The following is a 17617-nucleotide window of genomic DNA, read 5'->3' as shown; positions in this document are numbered from 1 at the left end:
GACAACACTGGCAAAGCCACCTCCAGCAACAATCCAGTTCGTGGCTTATCCCGATGCCCCACCGGCGGCTCGCCCGAATCGGACCAGATGGTATCCCTGCTGAATTACGTATGTAAAGCGCGGGATTCGTAGGTCGGCTTCAGGTGCCTACCAGCGGATTGGAGGATCCCGAGTTTCACGATCTGGTCAGCGACAGCGAGCGCCGGGCGATTCGGCCCGGTGTTCTGGTCCGACACCAACCAAGGGAGCCTGCCGGGATACGAGCGAAAGGGGCAATACCCGTAACGTTGCTGGTCAGCGCTGCGGAAGTCTGGCTCGGTGCCGTGGGTTGCTGACTAGGGCTGTCAGGCGTCGTTGTCGGCGAAGGCGGTACAGGGCCAGCCGGGATACGGGCCAAACCTGCCGCGGCGTGTTGCAGTGCCTGGCCAGTGAGCTGAATGTCGGTGACCGCGTTATGCGGTGGGCGCTTCAGTGAGGTAAGGCTCCAGGGCGCGGTAGAGGGTGGAGCGGCCGATCTTCAGGTGTTTGGCGATGGCGGTGACCGACTCGCCGCGTTTGCGGCGGTCGATGGCGATGGCGAGGGTGTCGGGGTCCACTGCTGGGGGGCGTCCGCCTTTGCGGCCTTGGGCTGCGGCGGCGGCCAGGCCGTCGAGGGTGCGCTCGCGGATCAGCTCGCGTTCCATCTCCGCGGCCATGGCCGCGACCATGAACAGCATCTTCTCGGCCATGGTCTGGCCGTTGGGTTTGTGCAGGCCGGCGCAGATTCCGGTGAGGATGTGCAGGTTGACCTCGCGGGCGTGCAAATGGTCCTCGAGCAGGACGAGGAGTTCCTTCATGGATCGCGCGACCCGGTCCGGCTTGTAGATCACGAGTGTGTCGCCGGGCTTGAGCATGGCCAGTGTGGTGCGCAGCTTCGGTCGGTCGCCGCGCGTGCTGGTGGTCTCCACGATGACCTCGCGGCAGTCGGCCGCGGCCAGTGCGTCGAGTTGGAGCTGGTGATCCTGCGATCGTCCGGAAACCCTGGCGTTTGTGCGTGCCATCCCCGGATCGTCCCGCAAACTGTCCCGGAACTCAACGTCGGGCACCTGGTTGCGGGACGTATTCCGGGACGGCCGGTCGTGGGCTTTCGCGACCGCTCGGTGGTCGTCCCGGATTCGGACCGATATCGGGACGACTACCCTCGCCTGTCAGTGGGGGCTTGTCCCACCCTTCAGCGGACTTTGCCGCTCTCCTCCGGATCTTGTTCACCCCTGGTGCTGACCGTGGCCCTCAGCTGTACCAGTCATCCGGTGCAGGAACCGCGCTGTCCCATGCCTTTTCGAACTCCTCCGCTGTGATCTGCTGCTCAGCCAGATCTGGATCCCACAAGTCGATCGGCGGATTGAGAGGAAAGTCGTCGAGGCCGGTCCGGACCGCTTCGCCGGTACCACGCACTTCGACCTGACGGGTGCGGTAGCCGTTGGTGATCTCGGTCAGGTAATCGGCGGCTGGAACGCCGTCGTCGCCCTCCGCGCGCTCGCGCGTGTACAGCAACTCGCGGTCCGCCAGCACCCCGAAACCCGTCCGGTTTCTCTGGGCGAGTCGCTGAGCGCGAAGTTCGTACAGTGCCGAGTCGGCGAGATTGTCGATATCGACCTCGTCCAAGTCCCATCCCTGGGCATCCGCCAGTTGCTGCGGTTCCTCGATGACCCAGGTCTCGGCGAAGGTCTCAACGATCTCACGGGCTGAACGCGCATGAACCCACCACCAGAGACCACCCATCCCGTAGTCGTGGCACACCAGGAAACGTTGCTTCGGGGTCCCGTCGACACTCACGGTTACCAGCGTAGGCAGCAAGCCATCCAAGGCACCAACCCGTCAACCACCCTCATGAGGTGATGTCGCCGGGGAACAGCGCCCCCGGCACCAGGTCCAGCGTGGTGACCGGCACCGCGTCCGGTGGGGACAGATCCAGCACCCAGTCGCCGAACCGGCGGATGGTGTGGGTGATGTACGGGGAGATCGTGGCCAGATCATCGGTGTCGATCGGGTGCCCGTCGGAAGCCAGCGCGTTCGCTGCGGCGGTGATGTCGCAGGCGTTGGAGTAGTTCACGCAGTTGGCGAGCAGCTCGTTGAACTTGATGATCTTCTCCTGGTAGTCCGGGTCGTTGCGCCCGATCACCTCGCCGCCGAAGCGCAGCCACGCGGAGAAGCCGTGGAACGCCTCGGCCTTGTTGGTGATCGCGGTGATCTGCTCCCGCAGCTGCGCGTCGGCGAGGAACCGCAGCAGTGTGATCGTGCGGATCACTCGTCCCAGCTCCCGGAACGCCCGGTAGAGGCGGTTCTTGCGGGAGTTGTTGCCCAGGCGGCGCAGCAAGGTGACCGACGACAGGCGGCCCTGGCTGATCGAGATCGTGGTGCGCAGCAGGTCGGGCCAGTGCGTGTCGATCAGTCCCCAGTCGATCACGTTGTCGCCGAACAGCGAGTCGATGTGCTCGAAGCCGGCGTCGGCGCTGGGCCGGTAGAAGTTCAGGTCGGCCCAGTTGCGGATGCGCGGGAGAAGGTCGAAGCCGAGCAGCGCCGCCAGCCCGAATACCGGCAGCGACTGGCCTTGGGTGTCGGCGTGGATGGTGTCGGGCTGGATGTCGGAGTCGTTGCGCAGCAACCCTTCGATGATGTAGACGGCCTCCCACACCCCGCACGGGATGAAACGGGAGAACAGCGCAATGTAGGTGTCGGAGATGTGCCGGTAGGCGATCCCGCCATACCCGCCATAGCGGATATGGGACTCGGCGAGGATGTTGTTGGCCCACGTGTCCACCTGCGTACCGTCCACCGCGACCACACGGCCGTCGCCCCACATGCCGGCGACGTCGAGCTTCGCGAACTCGTTGATCACGTCGGTGGACGCGGCGTCGATCTTGGCGCAGGTAGTGTGCTTGTTCGCCGCGATCGACAACTCGTGCGCCGACACCTGGTCCCGCATGTGCCGCGCGACCTGCGCCGGGCCGAGCAAGGTGCCGTTGGCGAACACGGTCAGGACGTAGCGGGCCATCGCGTCGCGGATCTTCGGGTCTGATCCCGACGCCGGTCCGAAGTGTCGCGGCCAGCCGACCAGGTGTGCGGTGCGAGCCAGGATGTCCAACAGCCCACGCTCCGGGAGCCGCTAGTGGATCGCCTCCTCCAGCGCGAGCGCGGACGGGCGCCGGTCGGCGCCCTTGCGGCGCCGCAGGACCGGGCGCCCGTCGGCGAAGGACAGATCGGTGTTGTGCGGGAACCCGGCGTCCACCACCGCGGCGATGTCGCTCAGGGCTGCCCGGTAGTGTGCCGTGAGCTGCGTCGGGTCCGACGGGATCCCGGCCTGGCCGCAGAACTGCTCGGCCAGCGGAACGCACTCGTCCCAGGACATCAGCTGGGCGTACAGGTTGGCGTAGGAATCGGCGCCGACCACCGCGATGTCCCCGGAGCGCAGTTCGGAGGCGAGGTAGGAGAACACGCACACCTCCAGGTGGCGACGCACCAGCGTGCCCGGCCGGTCGCGCACCAGCAGAATCTCGCGCCACGCCTCGGTGACGAAGTCGATGTCGATCGCCACGGTCACCGCGTCGGCCCGCGCCCGACGGTCACCCTCTGCGGAACGTACTCGCCGGTGCGGCCCCGGATCGCACGCAGGAACTCCACGGCGTCGGCCACGCCGTGATCCGCACTGGTCGCTTCCAGCTCCAGGGTGTCGAGCAGGGTGAACAGCGCCGAGCGGTGGCTCTTGTAGAATCCCTCCAGCAGCGGCAGGTAGTTGTTGCCGTGGTGCGCCGACACCACCTCATGCGCCGCCGACAACTGCTCCACCCCACCTGCGGCCGCCAGCGTTTTTAACAGCAGCCGCCCGGCCCGCTCGGCCACCACCGCAGCCGGTCCCGCGCCGTCTCCGGCCAGGGCGGTGGCCTCCCGGGCACCAGCCAACACGTCGCCGAACACATCGATCAGCCGCTCGGTCTCGACGCGGTGCTGCTCACGCAGCTGCTCCAGCCGCTCCTTGCCCTTCTTATGGATCACGGCCATCCGTTTGCAGAACATCGTCGCGACCTCGTCCCGAGCCGCGGTGCGGCACTCGTGGATCAGGCTCGCCAACAGCGTCCACCGCTTCGCGTCACCGATGTCCCGCATGTCGCCTACGTCGGTCATCCGGGCTTCACCGGCGAAATGCGTGATCTTCGTCGCGGGGATGCCGTCGAGCCACTGCTCGGTCGCGCCGAGTTCGTCGAGTGCCTGCAGGTGGGCCAGGCGCAGCTTGAACTTGCCCAGCGTTGCCGCCTTCGCCGGTGTCTTCAGCCGGTCGAACTCGCTGCGCCCTGATGTCGGGTCCCGCCACAGGATGCAGCTCAGCATGCGGAAGTCCGCGCCCGAATCAGGTTTGCCCCACCCGATTCGTCTGGCGTTCGGAAAACTCCGAGCCAGCAGCGCTGATATGGCGCGCTCAAGGTCTTCCGGTGAGAGCCGATACCACCGCTCGTCTGAAGGCACATCGTGATCAAACCATGTACCCGCAGGCACCGGGGCTATCTTTCGAACGGTCAGTCTTTCTCCTCCTGCCGTGGCGCGGCCCAGAAGCGCCTGCTGCGTGAGCGGATGGCCGGCATGGGCTGGTTGACCCCGCGCATCCTGACGCACTTGGACGACACCCCGGACTTCTACCTCGACCAGGTCGCCCAGGTGGTGATGGACCGCTGGTCGCACGGGCGGGTGGCGCTGCTGGGGGGACGCGGCGTTCAGCTCGTCGCCGATGTCCGCGCAGGGCACCGGCCTGGCCCTGGGCGGCGCGCACCTGCTGGCCGGAGAGCTGGCCGCCGCAGGGTGGGACCCCGAGGCCGGGTTCACCGGCTACGAGGCGCGGATGCGCTCGTTCGTCGAGGCCAACCAGGAGATCGGCCGGTTGCACGTGCGCAGCCGCGACGTCCCCGGCCCGGACACCGAGCCGAGCCCCGACTTCACCGGCGAATGGTTCACCGAACTGATCGAGCGCGCGATCAACGGCGTCGAGTTGCCCGACTACGCGGGGGTGCCGGACTCCGGGCCGCTGCCGGACCGTCGATCACCTCGTCGGCCAACGCGTAGGTGTCACTCCGAAACCGGACAGATGAGACTGACCGCAAGCTCGCCGGAAACGCTCTCCTGACCCCTATTCTTCGAGGCCGACGGCGCAGAGACCGGCCCAATCGAAGACACTGAGTTCAGGGTGCTCGGCACGGATCGCCCGCTGCGCGTCGCGTAGTGCCAGTGGAATCGGCTGCCTCTCCGCGAGACGACGCAGCAGGCCCGCCGCAATATGCGCGGACACCATGCCGCCGATGAGGCATATTCCCGCGATGACCGTACTGGCGCCGCCCAGAAGCGCACCGACCGCGAGACTGAGGGGGTCCTGACCGAAGCGGCTCATCGGAGTACCGCTCCAGCAGCCGTTCAGGATCACCAGCGGGGGAAGAGAAGCACCCGCGAGTGCTTCGAGCGAGATGTCGCTGTTGGGCTGGGCGTCGGTACCCGCCGCGCGGCCGGTGCCGTTCACATAGAGAATCGAGGTGTTTCCGATGGCCGCCAAAGACGTCAGGTCGTTCATGCGGTGATGGTCGAGCGGCCATTCGTTCAAGGCGGCGAGTTCGATTTCGCTTCCCGGCAAGGTGGTATCGAGAACGCTGGCAGCCGGCCCGTGGTCCGGTCGGGAGTCTCGGTTCCACTCACGCAGCAGCTCGACGGTTCGTAGGCTGGGTACCAGCGCGACCGTCGCGATATCGAGCAGCCGCACCCCGGATCGCACCAGGGCTGGGTAGGGCAATTGCCACAGACGGGGATCGGGACCGAGGACCAGTGATATGGGCTGGTCTATCGATCCGCTCCAGATCTCGTTGTCGGGCAGCAGAAAGTCCGTCAGCGCACTCCAAGTCGCGAGGGTGACACCGCGCGGCGGTAGAGGTCTACCTTCCACGAGATCATCGATATGGCCGCGGATGCGCTCGGACGCGCGCTGATAGCAGGTGCGCCACGGGCCACTGCCCCGGACGCCGACGACCGACCACCAGTCGCCGTTGTCCTCGCGCCCGATCTGGGCGATCATCGTAAGAGTTCTTCGGGAACCGTTCGCGGGCGCTTGCATCGGTACGGGTGAGCCGGGCAGCGATGGCACCGGGGGCGGGGACGCAGTGCAGTCGTGGAGATAGTCGGCTACCGCTTTCGCCGTGTCGAAGACTTCATCGAGCCGCCGCAGCGGCGCAGCCGACGTCGCGAGGGGCGAGTCGGTGATTGCCGCTCGGATGTCGGCACCGGTGGACAGGAGTTGGTTCAGCAGATCGGCGCGGCCGATTTCAATGATCCGCACCACGGAGTCGGCGTCATCGGCGTCGTGGTGCAGCCGGATCGCAGCACCATGGATCTGTTCGCGCTGCCGGTGCATAGCCCAGCGATCGGCTGTTTCGTCGAGCGATGTGCGCTGGAGGTCGGCAGCGAGCAGGGCGGCATTGCCCGCGGCCAGCGTCACCTCGAACGGAGGCGCCACAGCTTCCGGCAAGCGCAGCACCTCGTACAACGCCAGCATCGTCCTGGCGAGATCGCGCCGGTCGGGCTGAGCTGCGCTACGCAGCACAGTGCACAGATGCGCTACGGCCTGTTCGGGATCGCGGCCGGTACGCAGTAGGTTCCGGGCGACCTGGTAACGCCAGCGCAGAGACTCTAATGATGACGAATTGGCGTAGTACTCGCCGGCGGCGGCCGGAACGTCGGCAGCCTCATCGCGCCTGCCGAGGTCGTCGAGCAGCTCCGCACGTTCGATGAGCACCTGACCACGTCGATACCCGTTCACCTCGTCGAGAAGCTCTTCGCTCAGGTCCGCGGCCTCCTGCTGCTGTCCGAGGGCACGCAAGCAGGAGATCTGGCGAATTCGCGCGAAGACCAGATTGTTCGGGCTCGTGACGCGAAAGTAGTTCTCGGCACGTCTGAACTCGAACAGGGCATCCTCGGGCCGTCCGATGACGATATTCAGTCCACCGGCTCGCAGAGCGATGACGCCGAGGAGATTGGCATCCGAAGATCGTGTCGCGAGTGCGCGGGCCAGCCTGAGGTCATCGAGGGCGATGTCATTCCTGCCGCGCAGACGGTTGATGACCGAACGCTGGATCAGCGTCTTGATTCTGACCTCGTCCATGTTCTCGACGTAATGGAAATCATCGCAGATTCGCATCGAGCGGTCGCAACAGTCGAGCCCGAGCCGGTAATGCCCGGTGACTTCACGGATAGCGGCGATTTCGCGGAGCGCAGCCGCGTGGACCGTGGCGGTGCTCGCATCCAGCTCGCTGCTCAGCAGCCAGTGATTCCACGCCTCGGCGGCGACGGAACCTTCCCTGAGCAGTCGGTGTCGTTGTGGGAGGTAGGCAGTGGATTACCGGGCGCGACTCCAGTTTCCAGCACGTTCGAACGCGCACTTAGCGGCGAGCAGCATCCGTAGCCCGAAAGCATGGTTGTTGCTCCGCCAGGCTCGCTCCGCGAACCTGTCGTACACGGTGCCGAGCTCGAACCACTCGCTCCCACCATAGAATTCGTGCGCCTGGCGAACGAGTTCGGAGGTCGTCGGGATGGCTGCGCCCTCGGTGGCGGTGAGGTCGGGTATCGAACGGAAGCTGAATGCTGGGTCGAGCAGCAATCTTCCGGTGTGTTCAGGCAGCACACATGACATCATGCAGCCATGGCGCACCACGCGGATTCGATGTTCATCGTTCAATTCGCCGTCGGCATCGAGGCGGTCGAGCGGCGTGATCTGGTGGAGGCGCTGTCCGGATCGGGACTACCCGTTCGTACCGGTCTCGACCTCGGGCATCGAGGAGCCGAGGACGACGATTCGACGATCGCGGTCGTCAGCATGCCCGCGGACGCCGACGCCGACCAGATCGCCGAAAACGTTGTGCAGAGCCGACAGTGGCTGCGTGCCGTCGACCCGGAGCATCGCTTCCGGGTGGATATCGTGAGCAGAAAGTACGACGCCGTGGTGCGCATCAGCGCGGACGACACGGAGGAAATCGCCGAACTCGTCCATTCGGTGCTGATGAAGTTCTCGGATGACCCCGCGGAATTCGCTGCGGAACAACACACCGGGAGCCCTCAGCGCGAGCAGGATAACGCCGATTCGCCGGCGCCATCGGTCCTCGCCATTGCGACCGAGTGGTTACGGGCTGAGCACGCTGAATCGGAGTCTCTGCGCCGCGCTGTCGGCGGCGGGCGCCACGGTCTACTGCATGGTCCCGCGTGCGACTCAGGAGGAGCGGCAGGACGCCCCGCGAAAAACGTACATCTCCTCGAGGCGGCCGATTCCGACCTTTCGGCATTATATCGCGCAGGTCTCGGCCTCGGTGCCCAGGACGATCCTCGACAATTACGGACCGTCTTGGAAGGTACTGGAGCGGTTGTGGGGTGATCGTCTGATCACTGATCCGACCTACACCGAGATCCAGCAGCTGGTGAGCGAGCACCAGGTGCGCGCCGCCGCGACGAAGCGGTCGAATTCTCGCGGCGGCCGCGGTGCCGCGGCGACGATGGTATCGGCTGTCCGGCATCTGTATCGCCACGCCGAACACGACAGGCTGATCCACCCGCTGGACAACCCGGCCGCCAAAGTGTCCAAACCACGGCAGCCGTCCAGTTCACGGCATGCTCTGAGCCTCGAACAGGTTCACGACCTCGGACACATCGCCTCGACAACAGGCAACGACCGCTCGCTCGATGCCCCGATGCTGCGGCTGTTCATCGAAACAACCTGCCGCCGTGGGTGTCTCGTACACCTGACGCTCGAGGACCTCAACGCCGAAGACTGCCTCGTTCGGCTCCGAGAGAAGGGAGGCACTCTGCGATGGCAGCCGGTCTCCCCCACCCTGATGCCACGAGTCCTCGATCACGTGCAGGCCCGTGGCGGACCCGAGGCAACCGACCGGGTGCTGCGTTACCGCGACGGACGCCCGGCGGGGCGGCGGCGCATCGACCATCTGTTCACACGGATCAGACGCACTCTGCCCTGGGCAGAAGCACTCGGTGTGAACGCACAGTGGATACGGCACACGACCCTTATCTTCGTCGAACCACAATTCGGGATCGCCGTCGCACGGGCGTACGCCGGCCACGAGGACGGCCGTCGGGTTTCCGGGGCGGCGACCTTCACCTACACCAAGGCCGGCCTGCTGGATGTGATCGGCACTCGTGGCGTTGACCGGAGAGGACCACCCACTGCTGCCGGGCCGCGATCGGCACCCCCTGTCACTTAACGACTGGCAAACGCTCAGCGACCACAGGCGGTAACATAACGGGCTATGAACACTCGCCCGTTGCGAATTCGCCACGCCACGAGTGTCCTAACCGTCGATAGGACACTGTTATGGAGCGGATTCGCAGGCCATTCCAAGACGGCAGCTGCGTGCACACGCCATCCCCTCCTGCCGACCGAGCCGACCGCGAGTTCAAGGATTTGGCCGTGCTGCTGTGCGCACGCGATCCAGGCCGCCGCCGCGATCCCGACGTCGTCGCACAAGCACTGGCATACCACCACGCCGAGGGATGGATGCGCCTCGATGAACTGGCGAAGGCGCTCGACCAAGCGAACGAACGACGATGACCGCCTCACGATCGATGATGACAGTCACATCGAGGGCGGCACGCGAGACCTCTACCGCTGAGCTCGCCGCCTACGCCGAGGACCAGACGGTCCTCGCAATAAAGCTGCCGTGCGCGGGTTCCGACTGCCATTGCGGCAACACCGCCGACTGCGGCACAGTCAAGCACCCGATCTGCGGATGCCGCCTTGCCGACCGCCCGGACGTCCACGAGCCGGAGGGACGCCGCGTAGATTCCCCTGTGCCCTGACTCGGGTTATGGCACGACTGCGCCTGGTCGAGCGGCGAAGACGGCGATACGGGCGATCGCGCGCGCAATCGCCCGTATCGCAGCAGGAGAAGATGTCAGAGCGGGGCGCGCAGACCCTCGATGAGGGGCGTCGTCGGCCGGCCGAGCAGGCGCGCGAGCGTGCCATCCGTTTCGGCGAGTGCGCCGTCGCGGATGTCCGCGTCGAGCGCCGTCACGAAGCCGACCGTGCCGGCGTCGAGGCAGGCCGCCTCGAGCGCGGCGGCGAGCTGCCCACGAGGTCGTCCAGATCGTGCAGGCCCTCTGGGGCAGCTGGGAAAAAGATGCCTGGACACTCGACGTCGCCGGAAACCGGTTCGCCGATATGACAAAGCTCCGGCCGGTCGACCTCCGAGGCCGCTATGTCGCAGCAGCATTCGGCGCGGCAAACGATCGAATAGTGAATTCCATATTCTACTATCGAGCATGATAGCCCGATAGGCGTGGATTGAACGAAAGGTCCGCTCTCGTGCGTGACAAGCCAGGACCCTCGGGGTCGCAAACTCTCAGCCGTGGCATCTGCCTGCTGGAGATTCTTGCCGCCGCGGGCCGGAGCTTGACGATCGACGAACTCGCCGAATCGCTCGGTGCGCACCGATCGGTCGCCTACCGGCTGCTGCGCACGCTGGAGGATCACGGCCTGATCGCTCGTGACCCGGCGGGCCGGATCGTGCTCGGCGCGGGCCTGGCCGCACTCGCCTCCGGCGTCTCGCGCGACCTTCAGCAGGCGGCTGTTCCGCAATTGCGCGCGGTCGCGAACGAATTGGGCATGACCTGCCTGCTGGCCGTGCGGCTGGACCGGGACGAGGCCGTCACCCTCACCAGCGCCGCTCCGGAGCACAGCGTGGCCGTCACCTATAGACCCGGCCATCGGCACCCGCTGACTCGCGGTGGCCCGGGCAAGGCGATCTTGCTCGAACTGCCGGAAGAACATTGGCCGCAAGAGTTGCACGAAGAGCTGATCCGCAGTCGTTCGCGCGGGTTCGCCGTCAGTCACGACGAAGTGGTGCCGTCGCTGCGGTCGGTCGCGGTCCCGCTCGTGGTGCCCGGTCAACCCGCCGCCTCGATCGCTGCCATCCATGTGTCCCTTCCCCGGCCCGAGGCCGAGATCGCCGACCGTCTCACGGCGGCGGCCGAAGCCGTCGCCCGGGCGCTCGGCGGCTGATCGCGGCCTCGACCGCACTCGAACCGGTCGGTGTGGGACGCCCACACGGGACGCCCCACACCCCCTCATCCGGGCGCCGACCGATCAGACAGCGCTCAGTCGACGCACGAAGATCCCGCCGAAGAAGGCGGCGAGTTCGTGCCGTGCGTCGAGCGGCAGTACGTGAGCGACGTACTGATCGGGCCGCACCACGACCACCGCACCGTCTCGGGAGACGCCACGGGCGGCGAAGATGTCGTCGGCCGGGGCGGCGGCGTACACCTTCTCGTAGTCGGTGACCTGGAACGGCCCGACCCTGGGCAGGAACACCGCGGGCACCTTCCCCAGGTCGACGCGCGTGTGATCCTGCTGGTAGATCACCTTCACGTCGAACCACGAGTCGAGGTCGACCCCCTTCGGGGTGTAGGCGAGCACGGGCGACTCGGACGAGGTCAGGAGCCACTCGGCCAGGGCCGCCGTCCGCGATGCCTCGCCGGCGGCGGGCGTGTCGGCGAACACGTAGACGCGCCAGCGACCGTCGGCGGTCGCATGATGCCCGAGATGCTTCGGATTCGCGTCGCAGACCCTCGTCACAATGTTCGATTTGAAGCGTTTGCCGACCGGGAACCCGGTCGCGATCTCCTGGTACGCGGCGTCGGCGACGAGCATCGAGGGCGCGTACTGCGTCATGAAGCCGGCGGGGAATTCCGCGGTCTTGACGTAGAACTCCTCCAGTTGGGTGGGGTCCTCCAGCTCTTCGGGCTTGGCCGCCATCAGCGCCGACCATTGCCGGTCGAAGTCGATGAGGTTCTGCGCGATCACCTGACGCTCGGCCGAGTAGGTGTCGAGAATCGCTTCGGGTGCGCGGCCGTCCAGCACGTGCGCCAGCTTCCAGGCGAGGTTCCACCCGTCCTGCATGGACACGTTCATGCCTTGGCCCGCCTTGGCGGAATGGGTGTGGCAGGCATCGCCGGTGATGAAGACCCGCGGGGTCCGGGTTCCGCAGTGCTCGGGGTGCACGTCGTCGAACTTGTCGGTCACGCGGTGGCCGACCTCGTAGACGCTGCGCCACGCGACGTGCTTCACCTGCAGCGTGTAAGGGTGCAGGATCCGGTTCGCGCGCTCCTCGACCTCCTGCTGCGAGGTCTCCCGCACTCTGCCGTTGTCGCCTTCGGAGACTTCGCCGAGATCCACATACATGCGGAACAGGAAGTTGCCCTCACGCGGGATGTGCAGGATGCTGCCGCCGTCGTGCGACTGGATGGCGCACTTGGTGCGGATGTCGGGGAAGTCGGTCTCGGCGAGCACGTCCATCACGCCCCACGCGTGGTTGGCCTGCGCGCCCACGAATCGACGCCCGATGGACTCGCGTACCTTGCTGCGCGCGCCGTCGCAGCCGATCACGTACTTGGCCTTCACGATTCGCTCCTGGCCGTCCAGACTGCCTGCCGTGTGCCGCAGGGTCACGGTGACCGGGTACTCGCCCGCGTCAGCGACCTCGAGGGTGACGAACTCGTAGCCGTAGTCGGGCTCCAAGCGCGTCGGCGCGTTGCGCGCCACCTCGGCGAAGTAGTCGAGCACGCGCGCTTGGTTGACGATGAGGTGCGGGAACTCGCTGATCCCGGTCGCGTCGTCGGGAGTGCGCGCGGCGCGGACGATGTTGCGCGGATTCCGCGGATCGGGCTTCCAGAACGCCATCTCGGTGATGCGGTAGGCCTCCGCGATGATGCGCTCGGCGAAGCCGAACGCCTGGAAGGTCTCCACGCTGCGCGCCTGGATCCCGTCGGCCTGCCCGACCTCGAGCCGACCGGGACGGCGCTCGACGAGACGGGTGTTGATGTTCGGGAACTGCGCCAACTGCGCCGCGGCGATCATGCCCGCCGGGCCCGAACCGACGATGAGCACGTCCACCTCGTCGGGAAGCTCGGCGGGGCGATCGATGCCGAAACCGCCGGGCGGGTGGATGCGCGGGTCACCGGACACGTAGCCGTGGTGATGGAACTGCACGGAATCTCCTCACTCCATGGAGCCGAGTGGGCTGGTTGTTCGATAATAGAACATCGAATTCTCATATAGAGTTCCTTGATCGTAGAGGGTGACCCGGCTCTCACACAACCGGCTGCCCGCCGCGGGTCACTTCTTCCAGGCGTAGATCCCCACTTGCTGTTCGGCCTCGTTGGACGGACGCAAGTCGATGCCCTTGCGGTCGCGCAGCAGCAAGGTGCCGACCAGGCCGAGCGCGGTCATGCCGAGCAGGTAGTAGGCCACGTTCGCCGACGAACCCGTCGCCTGCTGGATCCACTGCGCGATCGTCGGAGCGAACGCGCCGCCGAGGATCGAGCCGAGCGCGTAGGAGATCGACACTCCGGAGAACCGGACCGACGCGGGGAACAGTTCGGTGTACCAGGCCGATTGCGCGCCGTAGGTGAAACCGAGTCCCAGGGTGAGCAGCACGAGCCCGGCACCGAGCAAGCGGACGTCACCGGTGTTCACCAGGGGGAAGAGCGTGAGCACGAAGACGCCCTGCAGACACCAGCCGATGAGGTAGGTGGCCCGGCGACCGAGGAAGTCCGATGCCCATCCGGCGGCGAAAGTGGCGATCAGCCAGCTCACCGACGACGCGGTCACCGCCCACAGCACGTCACCGCGGTCGAGCGCGAGCGGCCCGTCCGGATTGGTGGCGTACCCCTGGATGTAGCCGCCGGTCGTCATGTAGCCGACGGTGCCGTTACCCGCGAAGACCAGCGCCGACAGCAGTACCAACGGGGTGAAGCGGGCGAACAGCTCGACGACGGGCGCCCTGGTCTGCTCCTTCCGCTCGGCGATCTCGGTGAACACGGGGCTCTCTTCGACGCTGCGGCGCACCCATGAGCCGACGAGGATCAGCACGACCGAGAACAGGAACGGGATGCGCCATCCCCAGTCGAGGAACGCGTCACCGGGGAAGAGCGCGTCCATCGTCGCCATCATGGCGCTGGCCAGCAGTAGGCCGATCGGCACGCCGATCTGCGGCATGGCGCCGAAGAGGCCACGGCGGTCCGACGGCGCGTGCTCGGCGGCCATGAGGACGGCGCCGCCCCACTCGCCGCCTGCCGAGATGCCCTGCAGTATCCGCAAGATCACCAGGAAGATAGGGCCCAGATGTTGATGGAGGAGTACGTGGGCAACAGTCCGATCAGCGCGGTGGCCAGGCCCATCAGGATCAGCGTGGTCACCAGCACCGGGCGACGGCCGATCTTGTCACCGAAATGCCCGGCCAGGAATGCGCCGAGCGGGCGGAAGAGAAAGCTGACGCCGACGGTCAGGAAGGACAGGATCGTCCCGAAGCCGGAACCGGCCGGTTCGAAGAACAGCTGGCCGAAGACCAGCCCGGCGGCCGAGGCGTAGACGAAATAGTCGTACCACTCCACCGCGGTGCCGACCACCGTGGCGAAGGCCACGCGCTTGCGATCGGCGGTCGAAGCGATCCTGCCGGGCGGCGTGACCGAGCCGGCAGCAGCTGAAAGATTCGCGGACATCTGACATTCCTTTGTGACGCCGTGGTGAGTCCGTCCTCACAACGGCTTTGCGACGCGAATAATGATCGTATACGATTTCAGATATGACAATGGGCAAAGGAGCTCCGATCAGTACGCCGACCGCCGATCCCCGGTTCGCGGCCCTGCCCGCCCCACCCGGCAAGATCGTCGCGGTACACCTCAGCTACGAGTCGCGCGCCGCGCAGCGGGGGCGCAAACCCGCCGCGCCGTCGTACTTCTTCAAGCCCGCGAGTTCCGTCGCGGCCTCCGGGTCCGAGATCGAGCGGCCCACGGGGACGGAACTGCTCGCGTTCGAGGGCGAAATCGCCCTCGTCATCGGCACGCCCGCTCGGCACGTGGCGATCGAGGACGCCTGGTCGCACGTCGCGTGGGTCACCGCGGCCAACGACTGGGGGCTCTACGACCTGCGCGGCAACGACAAGGGCTCGAACGTGCGCAACAAGGGCCGCGACGGATACACACCGCTCGGGCCGGGGCTCATCGACGCACGCGGCGTCGACCCGGCGGCATTGCGCGTACGCACCTGGCACAACGGGCAACTCGTGCAGCACGACACGACGGCGGCCCTGATCTTCCCCCTCGCGCAGTTCGTGGCCGACCTGTCGCAGCACTTCACGCTCGAGACCGGCGACATCATCCTCACCGGCACCCCGGCCGGATCCTCGGTCGCGGTACCGGGCGACGTGGTCGAGGTCGAGGTCGACGCTCCGGGCGCGGCGGGCGCACCCACCAGCGGGCGGCTCGTGACGCGGGTGGTCGATGGCTCCGCCGCCTTCGACCCCGCGCTCGGGTCGCTGCCTTCGGTCGACGACCGGCAGCGCGAGGAAGCGTGGGGATCGCGAACCGCCGCAGGACTTCCCGCCACCGAGCCACCGTCTTCGGCACTCTCCCCCGCACTCCGGGCGAAACTTCTGGAAGCCCCCGTAGCGGGACTGTCGCAGGCGCTGCGCAAACGCGGCCTCGACAACGTCTCAATCGACGGTGTGCACCCCCTGCGGCCCGGGACGAAGCTGGTCGGCACGGCGAAAACCCTGCGGTTCGTGCCGAACCGGGAGGACCTCTTCCGTAGCCACGGCGGCGGCTACAACGCGCAGAAGCGCGCGTTCGACGCCGTCGCCCCCGGCGAGGTGATCGTCATCGAGGCCCGCGGCGAACGCGGGTCGGGAACCCTCGGCGACATCCTCGCGCTGCGGGCCAAGGCGCGGAACGCGGCGGGCATCGTGACCGACGGCGGCGTGCGCGACTGCGCGACGGTCGCGGATATCGGCATCCCGGTGTTCACCCAGGGCGGGCACCCGGCCGTGCTGGGGCGCAAGCATGTTCCGTGGGACGTCGATGTCGCGATCGCCTGCGGCGGCGCGACGGTGCTTCCCGGCGACGTCATCGTCGGCGACGACGACGGCGTCATCGTCATCCCGGCCGCGCTCGCCGAAGAGGTCGCCGACGCGGCCCTCGCCCAGGAGGCCGAGGATGCCTGGGTCGCCGAGCAGGTGGCGGCGGGACACCCGGTCGACGGCCTGTTCCCGATGAACGCCGAGTGGCGGGCGCGGTATGCGGAGGCACACGGCGATGCGAAGGCATGATTTCGTGGTGGCCGAGACGATCGATACCCCGAGCAAATCCCAGCGCGCGTACGAATGGATCCACGCACGCATCACCGACCGCAGGTTCGTGCCGGGATACCGGCTCGTGCTCGGATCGATAGCCGAGACGCTCGGCATGAGCGTCGTTCCGGTGCGTGAGGCCATCCGGCGGCTGGAGGCGGAGGGACTCGTCGAGTTCGAGCGCAACGTGGGCGCCCGGGTCGCCTTGATCGACCCGTCCGAGTACGTCTACACGATGCAGACCCTCGGGGTCGTCGAGGGCATCGCCACGGCGCTGGGGGTCCCGCATCTCACCGATGCCGAACTCGACCGGGCCGCCGCCGTCAACAGCCGGTTGCGGGAATTGCTCGATGATTTCGACCCGCGCCTGTTCACGGTGATGAACGAGCAGTTCCACACGGTGCTGTTCGAGCCGTGCCCGAACCCGCACATTCTGGACCTGGTGCGTCGGGGCTGGACGCGGATGTCGGGCGTGCGCGATTCCACCTTCGCGTTCGTGCCCGAGCGCGCCCACGAGTCCGTCGACGAGCACGACCACATCATCGACCTCATCCGACGGCGGGCCGATCCGCTCGAGATCGAGCTGGCCGCCCGCGAACATCGCTGGCGAACGATGAACACCTATCTCGCTCAACGTGATTCGGGCCGCAGCACCGGCCCGACCGACTGACCGAAACCGTCACCTTTCCCTACCGCGAGGAGGAGGAACCATGGCCGACAGCGCACTGCGCAGCCGCCACGTCCCCGCCGACCTGCCCGAGCGCATCCAGCACTACATCGATGGACAGTTCGTCGACTCCGTCGACGGCGACACCTTCGAGGTGATCGATCCGGTCACGAACGAGACGTACGTGCGTGCCACCGCGGGCAAGAAGTCCGACATCGACCGCGCCGTGCGCGCGGCGCGCACGGCGTTCACCGAAGGCCCGTGGCCCAAGACGCTTCCGCGCGAACGCTCCCGGGTGCTGCACCGCGTCGCCGACCTCGTCGAGTCGCGCGACGCTCGCCTGGCCGAGTTGGAAAGCTTCGACTCGGGTCTGCCCATCACCCAGGCGCTGGGCCAGGCGCGCCGCGCCGCGGAGAACTTCCGGTTCTTCGCCGACCTGATCGTCGCCCAGGCCGACGACACCTACAAGGTGCCCGGCCGCCAGATCAACTACGTCAACCGCAAGCCGATCGGCGTCGCGGGTCTGATCACGCCGTGGAACACGCCGTTCATGCTGGAGAGCTGGAAACTGGCTCCCGCGTTGGCCACCGGCAACACCGTGGTGCTCAAACCCGCGGAATTCACGCCGCTGTCGGCGTCGCTGTGGGCGGGCATCTTCGAGGAAGCCGGGCTGCCCCGTGGCGTGTTCAACCTTGTCAACGGAATGGGCGAGGACGCGGGCGACGCGCTCGTGAAGCACCCCGACGTCCCGCTCATCTCG

General features: G+C 66.9%; 16 protein-coding genes and 2 pseudogenes. 9 read left to right on the top strand and 9 right to left on the bottom strand.

Annotated features, from left to right (window positions below; genetic code table 11):
- Positions 1-452: 452 nt before the first annotated feature.
- From ON19_RS14700 to ON19_RS43735, 5 genes are all read right to left on the bottom strand, one after another.
- Positions 453-1040, bottom strand: a complete 588-nt coding sequence (locus ON19_RS14700; RefSeq protein ID WP_043691698.1) for a recombinase family protein — start codon at positions 1038-1040, stop codon at positions 453-455.
- A gap of 229 nt (positions 1041-1269) precedes the next feature.
- Positions 1270-1815, bottom strand: coding sequence for a hypothetical protein (locus tag ON19_RS14695; protein WP_043691723.1), 546 nt, complete (start codon positions 1813-1815; stop codon positions 1270-1272).
- Positions 1816-1867: 52 nt separating this feature from the next.
- A complete protein-coding gene (locus ON19_RS43745; protein WP_043691695.1) occupies positions 1868-3124 on the bottom strand; it encodes a Tn3 family transposase in 1257 nt (418 codons plus the stop codon).
- A gap of 21 nt (positions 3125-3145) precedes the next feature.
- Positions 3146-3574 carry a hypothetical protein gene (locus ON19_RS43740; protein WP_227954856.1) on the bottom strand — a complete coding sequence of 143 codons (429 nt, stop codon included), beginning with the start codon at positions 3572-3574 and terminating at the stop codon, positions 3146-3148.
- A 2-nt stretch (positions 3575-3576) separates the two neighbouring features.
- On the bottom strand, positions 3577-4647 hold the full coding sequence (locus ON19_RS43735; RefSeq protein ID WP_227955061.1) for a hypothetical protein: 1071 nt from the start codon (positions 4645-4647) through the stop codon (positions 3577-3579).
- 112 nt (positions 4648-4759) lie between these two features.
- Here ON19_RS43735 and ON19_RS44965 point away from each other — a divergent pair, with 112 nt between their 5' ends.
- A complete protein-coding gene (locus ON19_RS44965; RefSeq protein WP_372478693.1) occupies positions 4760-5152 on the top strand; it encodes a Rossmann-fold NAD(P)-binding domain-containing protein in 393 nt (130 codons plus the stop codon).
- 3 nt (positions 5153-5155) lie between these two features.
- Here ON19_RS44965 and ON19_RS14670 read toward each other — a convergent pair whose 3' ends face one another.
- Positions 5156-6544 (bottom strand): CHAT domain-containing protein, encoded by a 1389-nt coding sequence (locus ON19_RS14670; RefSeq protein WP_227955036.1) that lies wholly within the window; start codon positions 6542-6544, stop codon positions 5156-5158.
- Positions 6545-7180: 636 nt separating this feature from the next.
- Between ON19_RS14670 and ON19_RS41875 the strand changes: the two genes are divergently transcribed.
- Entirely contained in the window at positions 7181-7468 is a 288-nt protein-coding gene (locus tag ON19_RS41875) for a hypothetical protein (protein ID WP_157229705.1), read from the top strand.
- A 336-nt stretch (positions 7469-7804) separates the two neighbouring features.
- Here the strand turns inward: ON19_RS41875 and ON19_RS44670 are convergent, their stop codons facing one another.
- Positions 7805-8053 carry a hypothetical protein gene (locus tag ON19_RS44670; protein WP_368854283.1) on the bottom strand — a complete coding sequence of 83 codons (249 nt, stop codon included), beginning with the start codon at positions 8051-8053 and terminating at the stop codon, positions 7805-7807.
- A 22-nt stretch (positions 8054-8075) separates the two neighbouring features.
- On the opposite strand from ON19_RS44670, the pseudogene ON19_RS44665 reads away from it, so the two are divergent.
- The 4 genes and pseudogenes from ON19_RS44665 to ON19_RS14645 all read left to right on the top strand — a co-directional run.
- A pseudogene (locus ON19_RS44665) lies at positions 8076-8246 on the top strand (hypothetical protein); the annotation flags it as partial.
- Positions 8247-8366: 120 nt separating this feature from the next.
- Entirely contained in the window at positions 8367-9272 is a 906-nt protein-coding gene (locus ON19_RS42850; protein WP_169334180.1) for a site-specific integrase, read from the top strand.
- A gap of 149 nt (positions 9273-9421) precedes the next feature.
- On the top strand, positions 9422-9619 hold the full coding sequence (locus ON19_RS14650; protein ID WP_157229704.1) for a hypothetical protein: 198 nt from the start codon (positions 9422-9424) through the stop codon (positions 9617-9619).
- A 753-nt stretch (positions 9620-10372) separates the two neighbouring features.
- Entirely contained in the window at positions 10373-11068 is a 696-nt protein-coding gene (locus tag ON19_RS14645; protein WP_083899380.1) for an IclR family transcriptional regulator, read from the top strand.
- A gap of 84 nt (positions 11069-11152) precedes the next feature.
- Here the strand turns inward: ON19_RS14645 and ON19_RS14640 are convergent, their stop codons facing one another.
- Both ON19_RS14640 and ON19_RS14635 read right to left on the bottom strand, forming a co-directional pair.
- Positions 11153-13054: an FAD-binding monooxygenase gene (locus tag ON19_RS14640; protein ID WP_043691675.1), complete on the bottom strand. Its 1902-nt coding sequence runs from the start codon at positions 13052-13054 to the stop codon at positions 11153-11155.
- A gap of 126 nt (positions 13055-13180) precedes the next feature.
- Positions 13181-14565 (bottom strand): annotated as a pseudogene (locus tag ON19_RS14635) (MFS transporter).
- A gap of 83 nt (positions 14566-14648) precedes the next feature.
- On the opposite strand from ON19_RS14635, the gene ON19_RS14630 reads away from it, so the two are divergent.
- From ON19_RS14630 to ON19_RS14620, 3 genes are all read left to right on the top strand, one after another.
- Positions 14649-16169 carry a fumarylacetoacetate hydrolase family protein gene (locus ON19_RS14630; protein WP_227954857.1) on the top strand — a complete coding sequence of 507 codons (1521 nt, stop codon included), beginning with the start codon at positions 14649-14651 and terminating at the stop codon, positions 16167-16169.
- Positions 16156-16860 carry a GntR family transcriptional regulator gene (locus tag ON19_RS14625; RefSeq protein WP_051168874.1) on the top strand — a complete coding sequence of 235 codons (705 nt, stop codon included), beginning with the start codon at positions 16156-16158 and terminating at the stop codon, positions 16858-16860. The genes ON19_RS14630 and ON19_RS14625 overlap by 14 nt, the downstream gene beginning before the upstream one ends.
- Before the next feature lie 40 nt (positions 16861-16900).
- Positions 16901-17617: aldehyde dehydrogenase family protein (locus ON19_RS14620; RefSeq protein WP_043691668.1), on the top strand; the 717-nt coding region annotated here is incomplete at its 3' end.

Source organism: Nocardia abscessus NBRC 100374 (assembly GCF_000308455.1).
GTDB lineage: Bacteria > Actinomycetota > Actinomycetes > Mycobacteriales > Mycobacteriaceae > Nocardia > Nocardia abscessus.
This window is presented reverse-complemented; position numbering and strand designations above follow the sequence as displayed.

What these genes read in the sequence shown, in the direction of transcription:
- ON19_RS44670 (WP_368854283.1), bottom strand. Translation starts at nt 8,053, where the DNA reads ATGGACGAGTTCGGCGATTTCCTCCGTGTCGTCCGCGCTGATGCGCAC.
- ON19_RS14625 (WP_051168874.1), top strand. Translation starts at nt 16,156, where the DNA reads ATGCGAAGGCATGATTTCGTGGTGGCCGAGACGATCGATACCCCGAGC.
- ON19_RS14630 (WP_227954857.1), top strand. Translation starts at nt 14,649, where the DNA reads ATGACAATGGGCAAAGGAGCTCCGATCAGTACGCCGACCGCCGATCCC.
- ON19_RS41875 (WP_157229705.1), top strand. Translation starts at nt 7,181, where the DNA reads ATGGAAATCATCGCAGATTCGCATCGAGCGGTCGCAACAGTCGAGCCC.
- ON19_RS14700 (WP_043691698.1), bottom strand. Translation starts at nt 1,040, where the DNA reads ATGGCACGCACAAACGCCAGGGTTTCCGGACGATCGCAGGATCACCAG.
- ON19_RS44965 (WP_372478693.1), top strand. Translation starts at nt 4,760, where the DNA reads ATGTCCGCGCAGGGCACCGGCCTGGCCCTGGGCGGCGCGCACCTGCTG.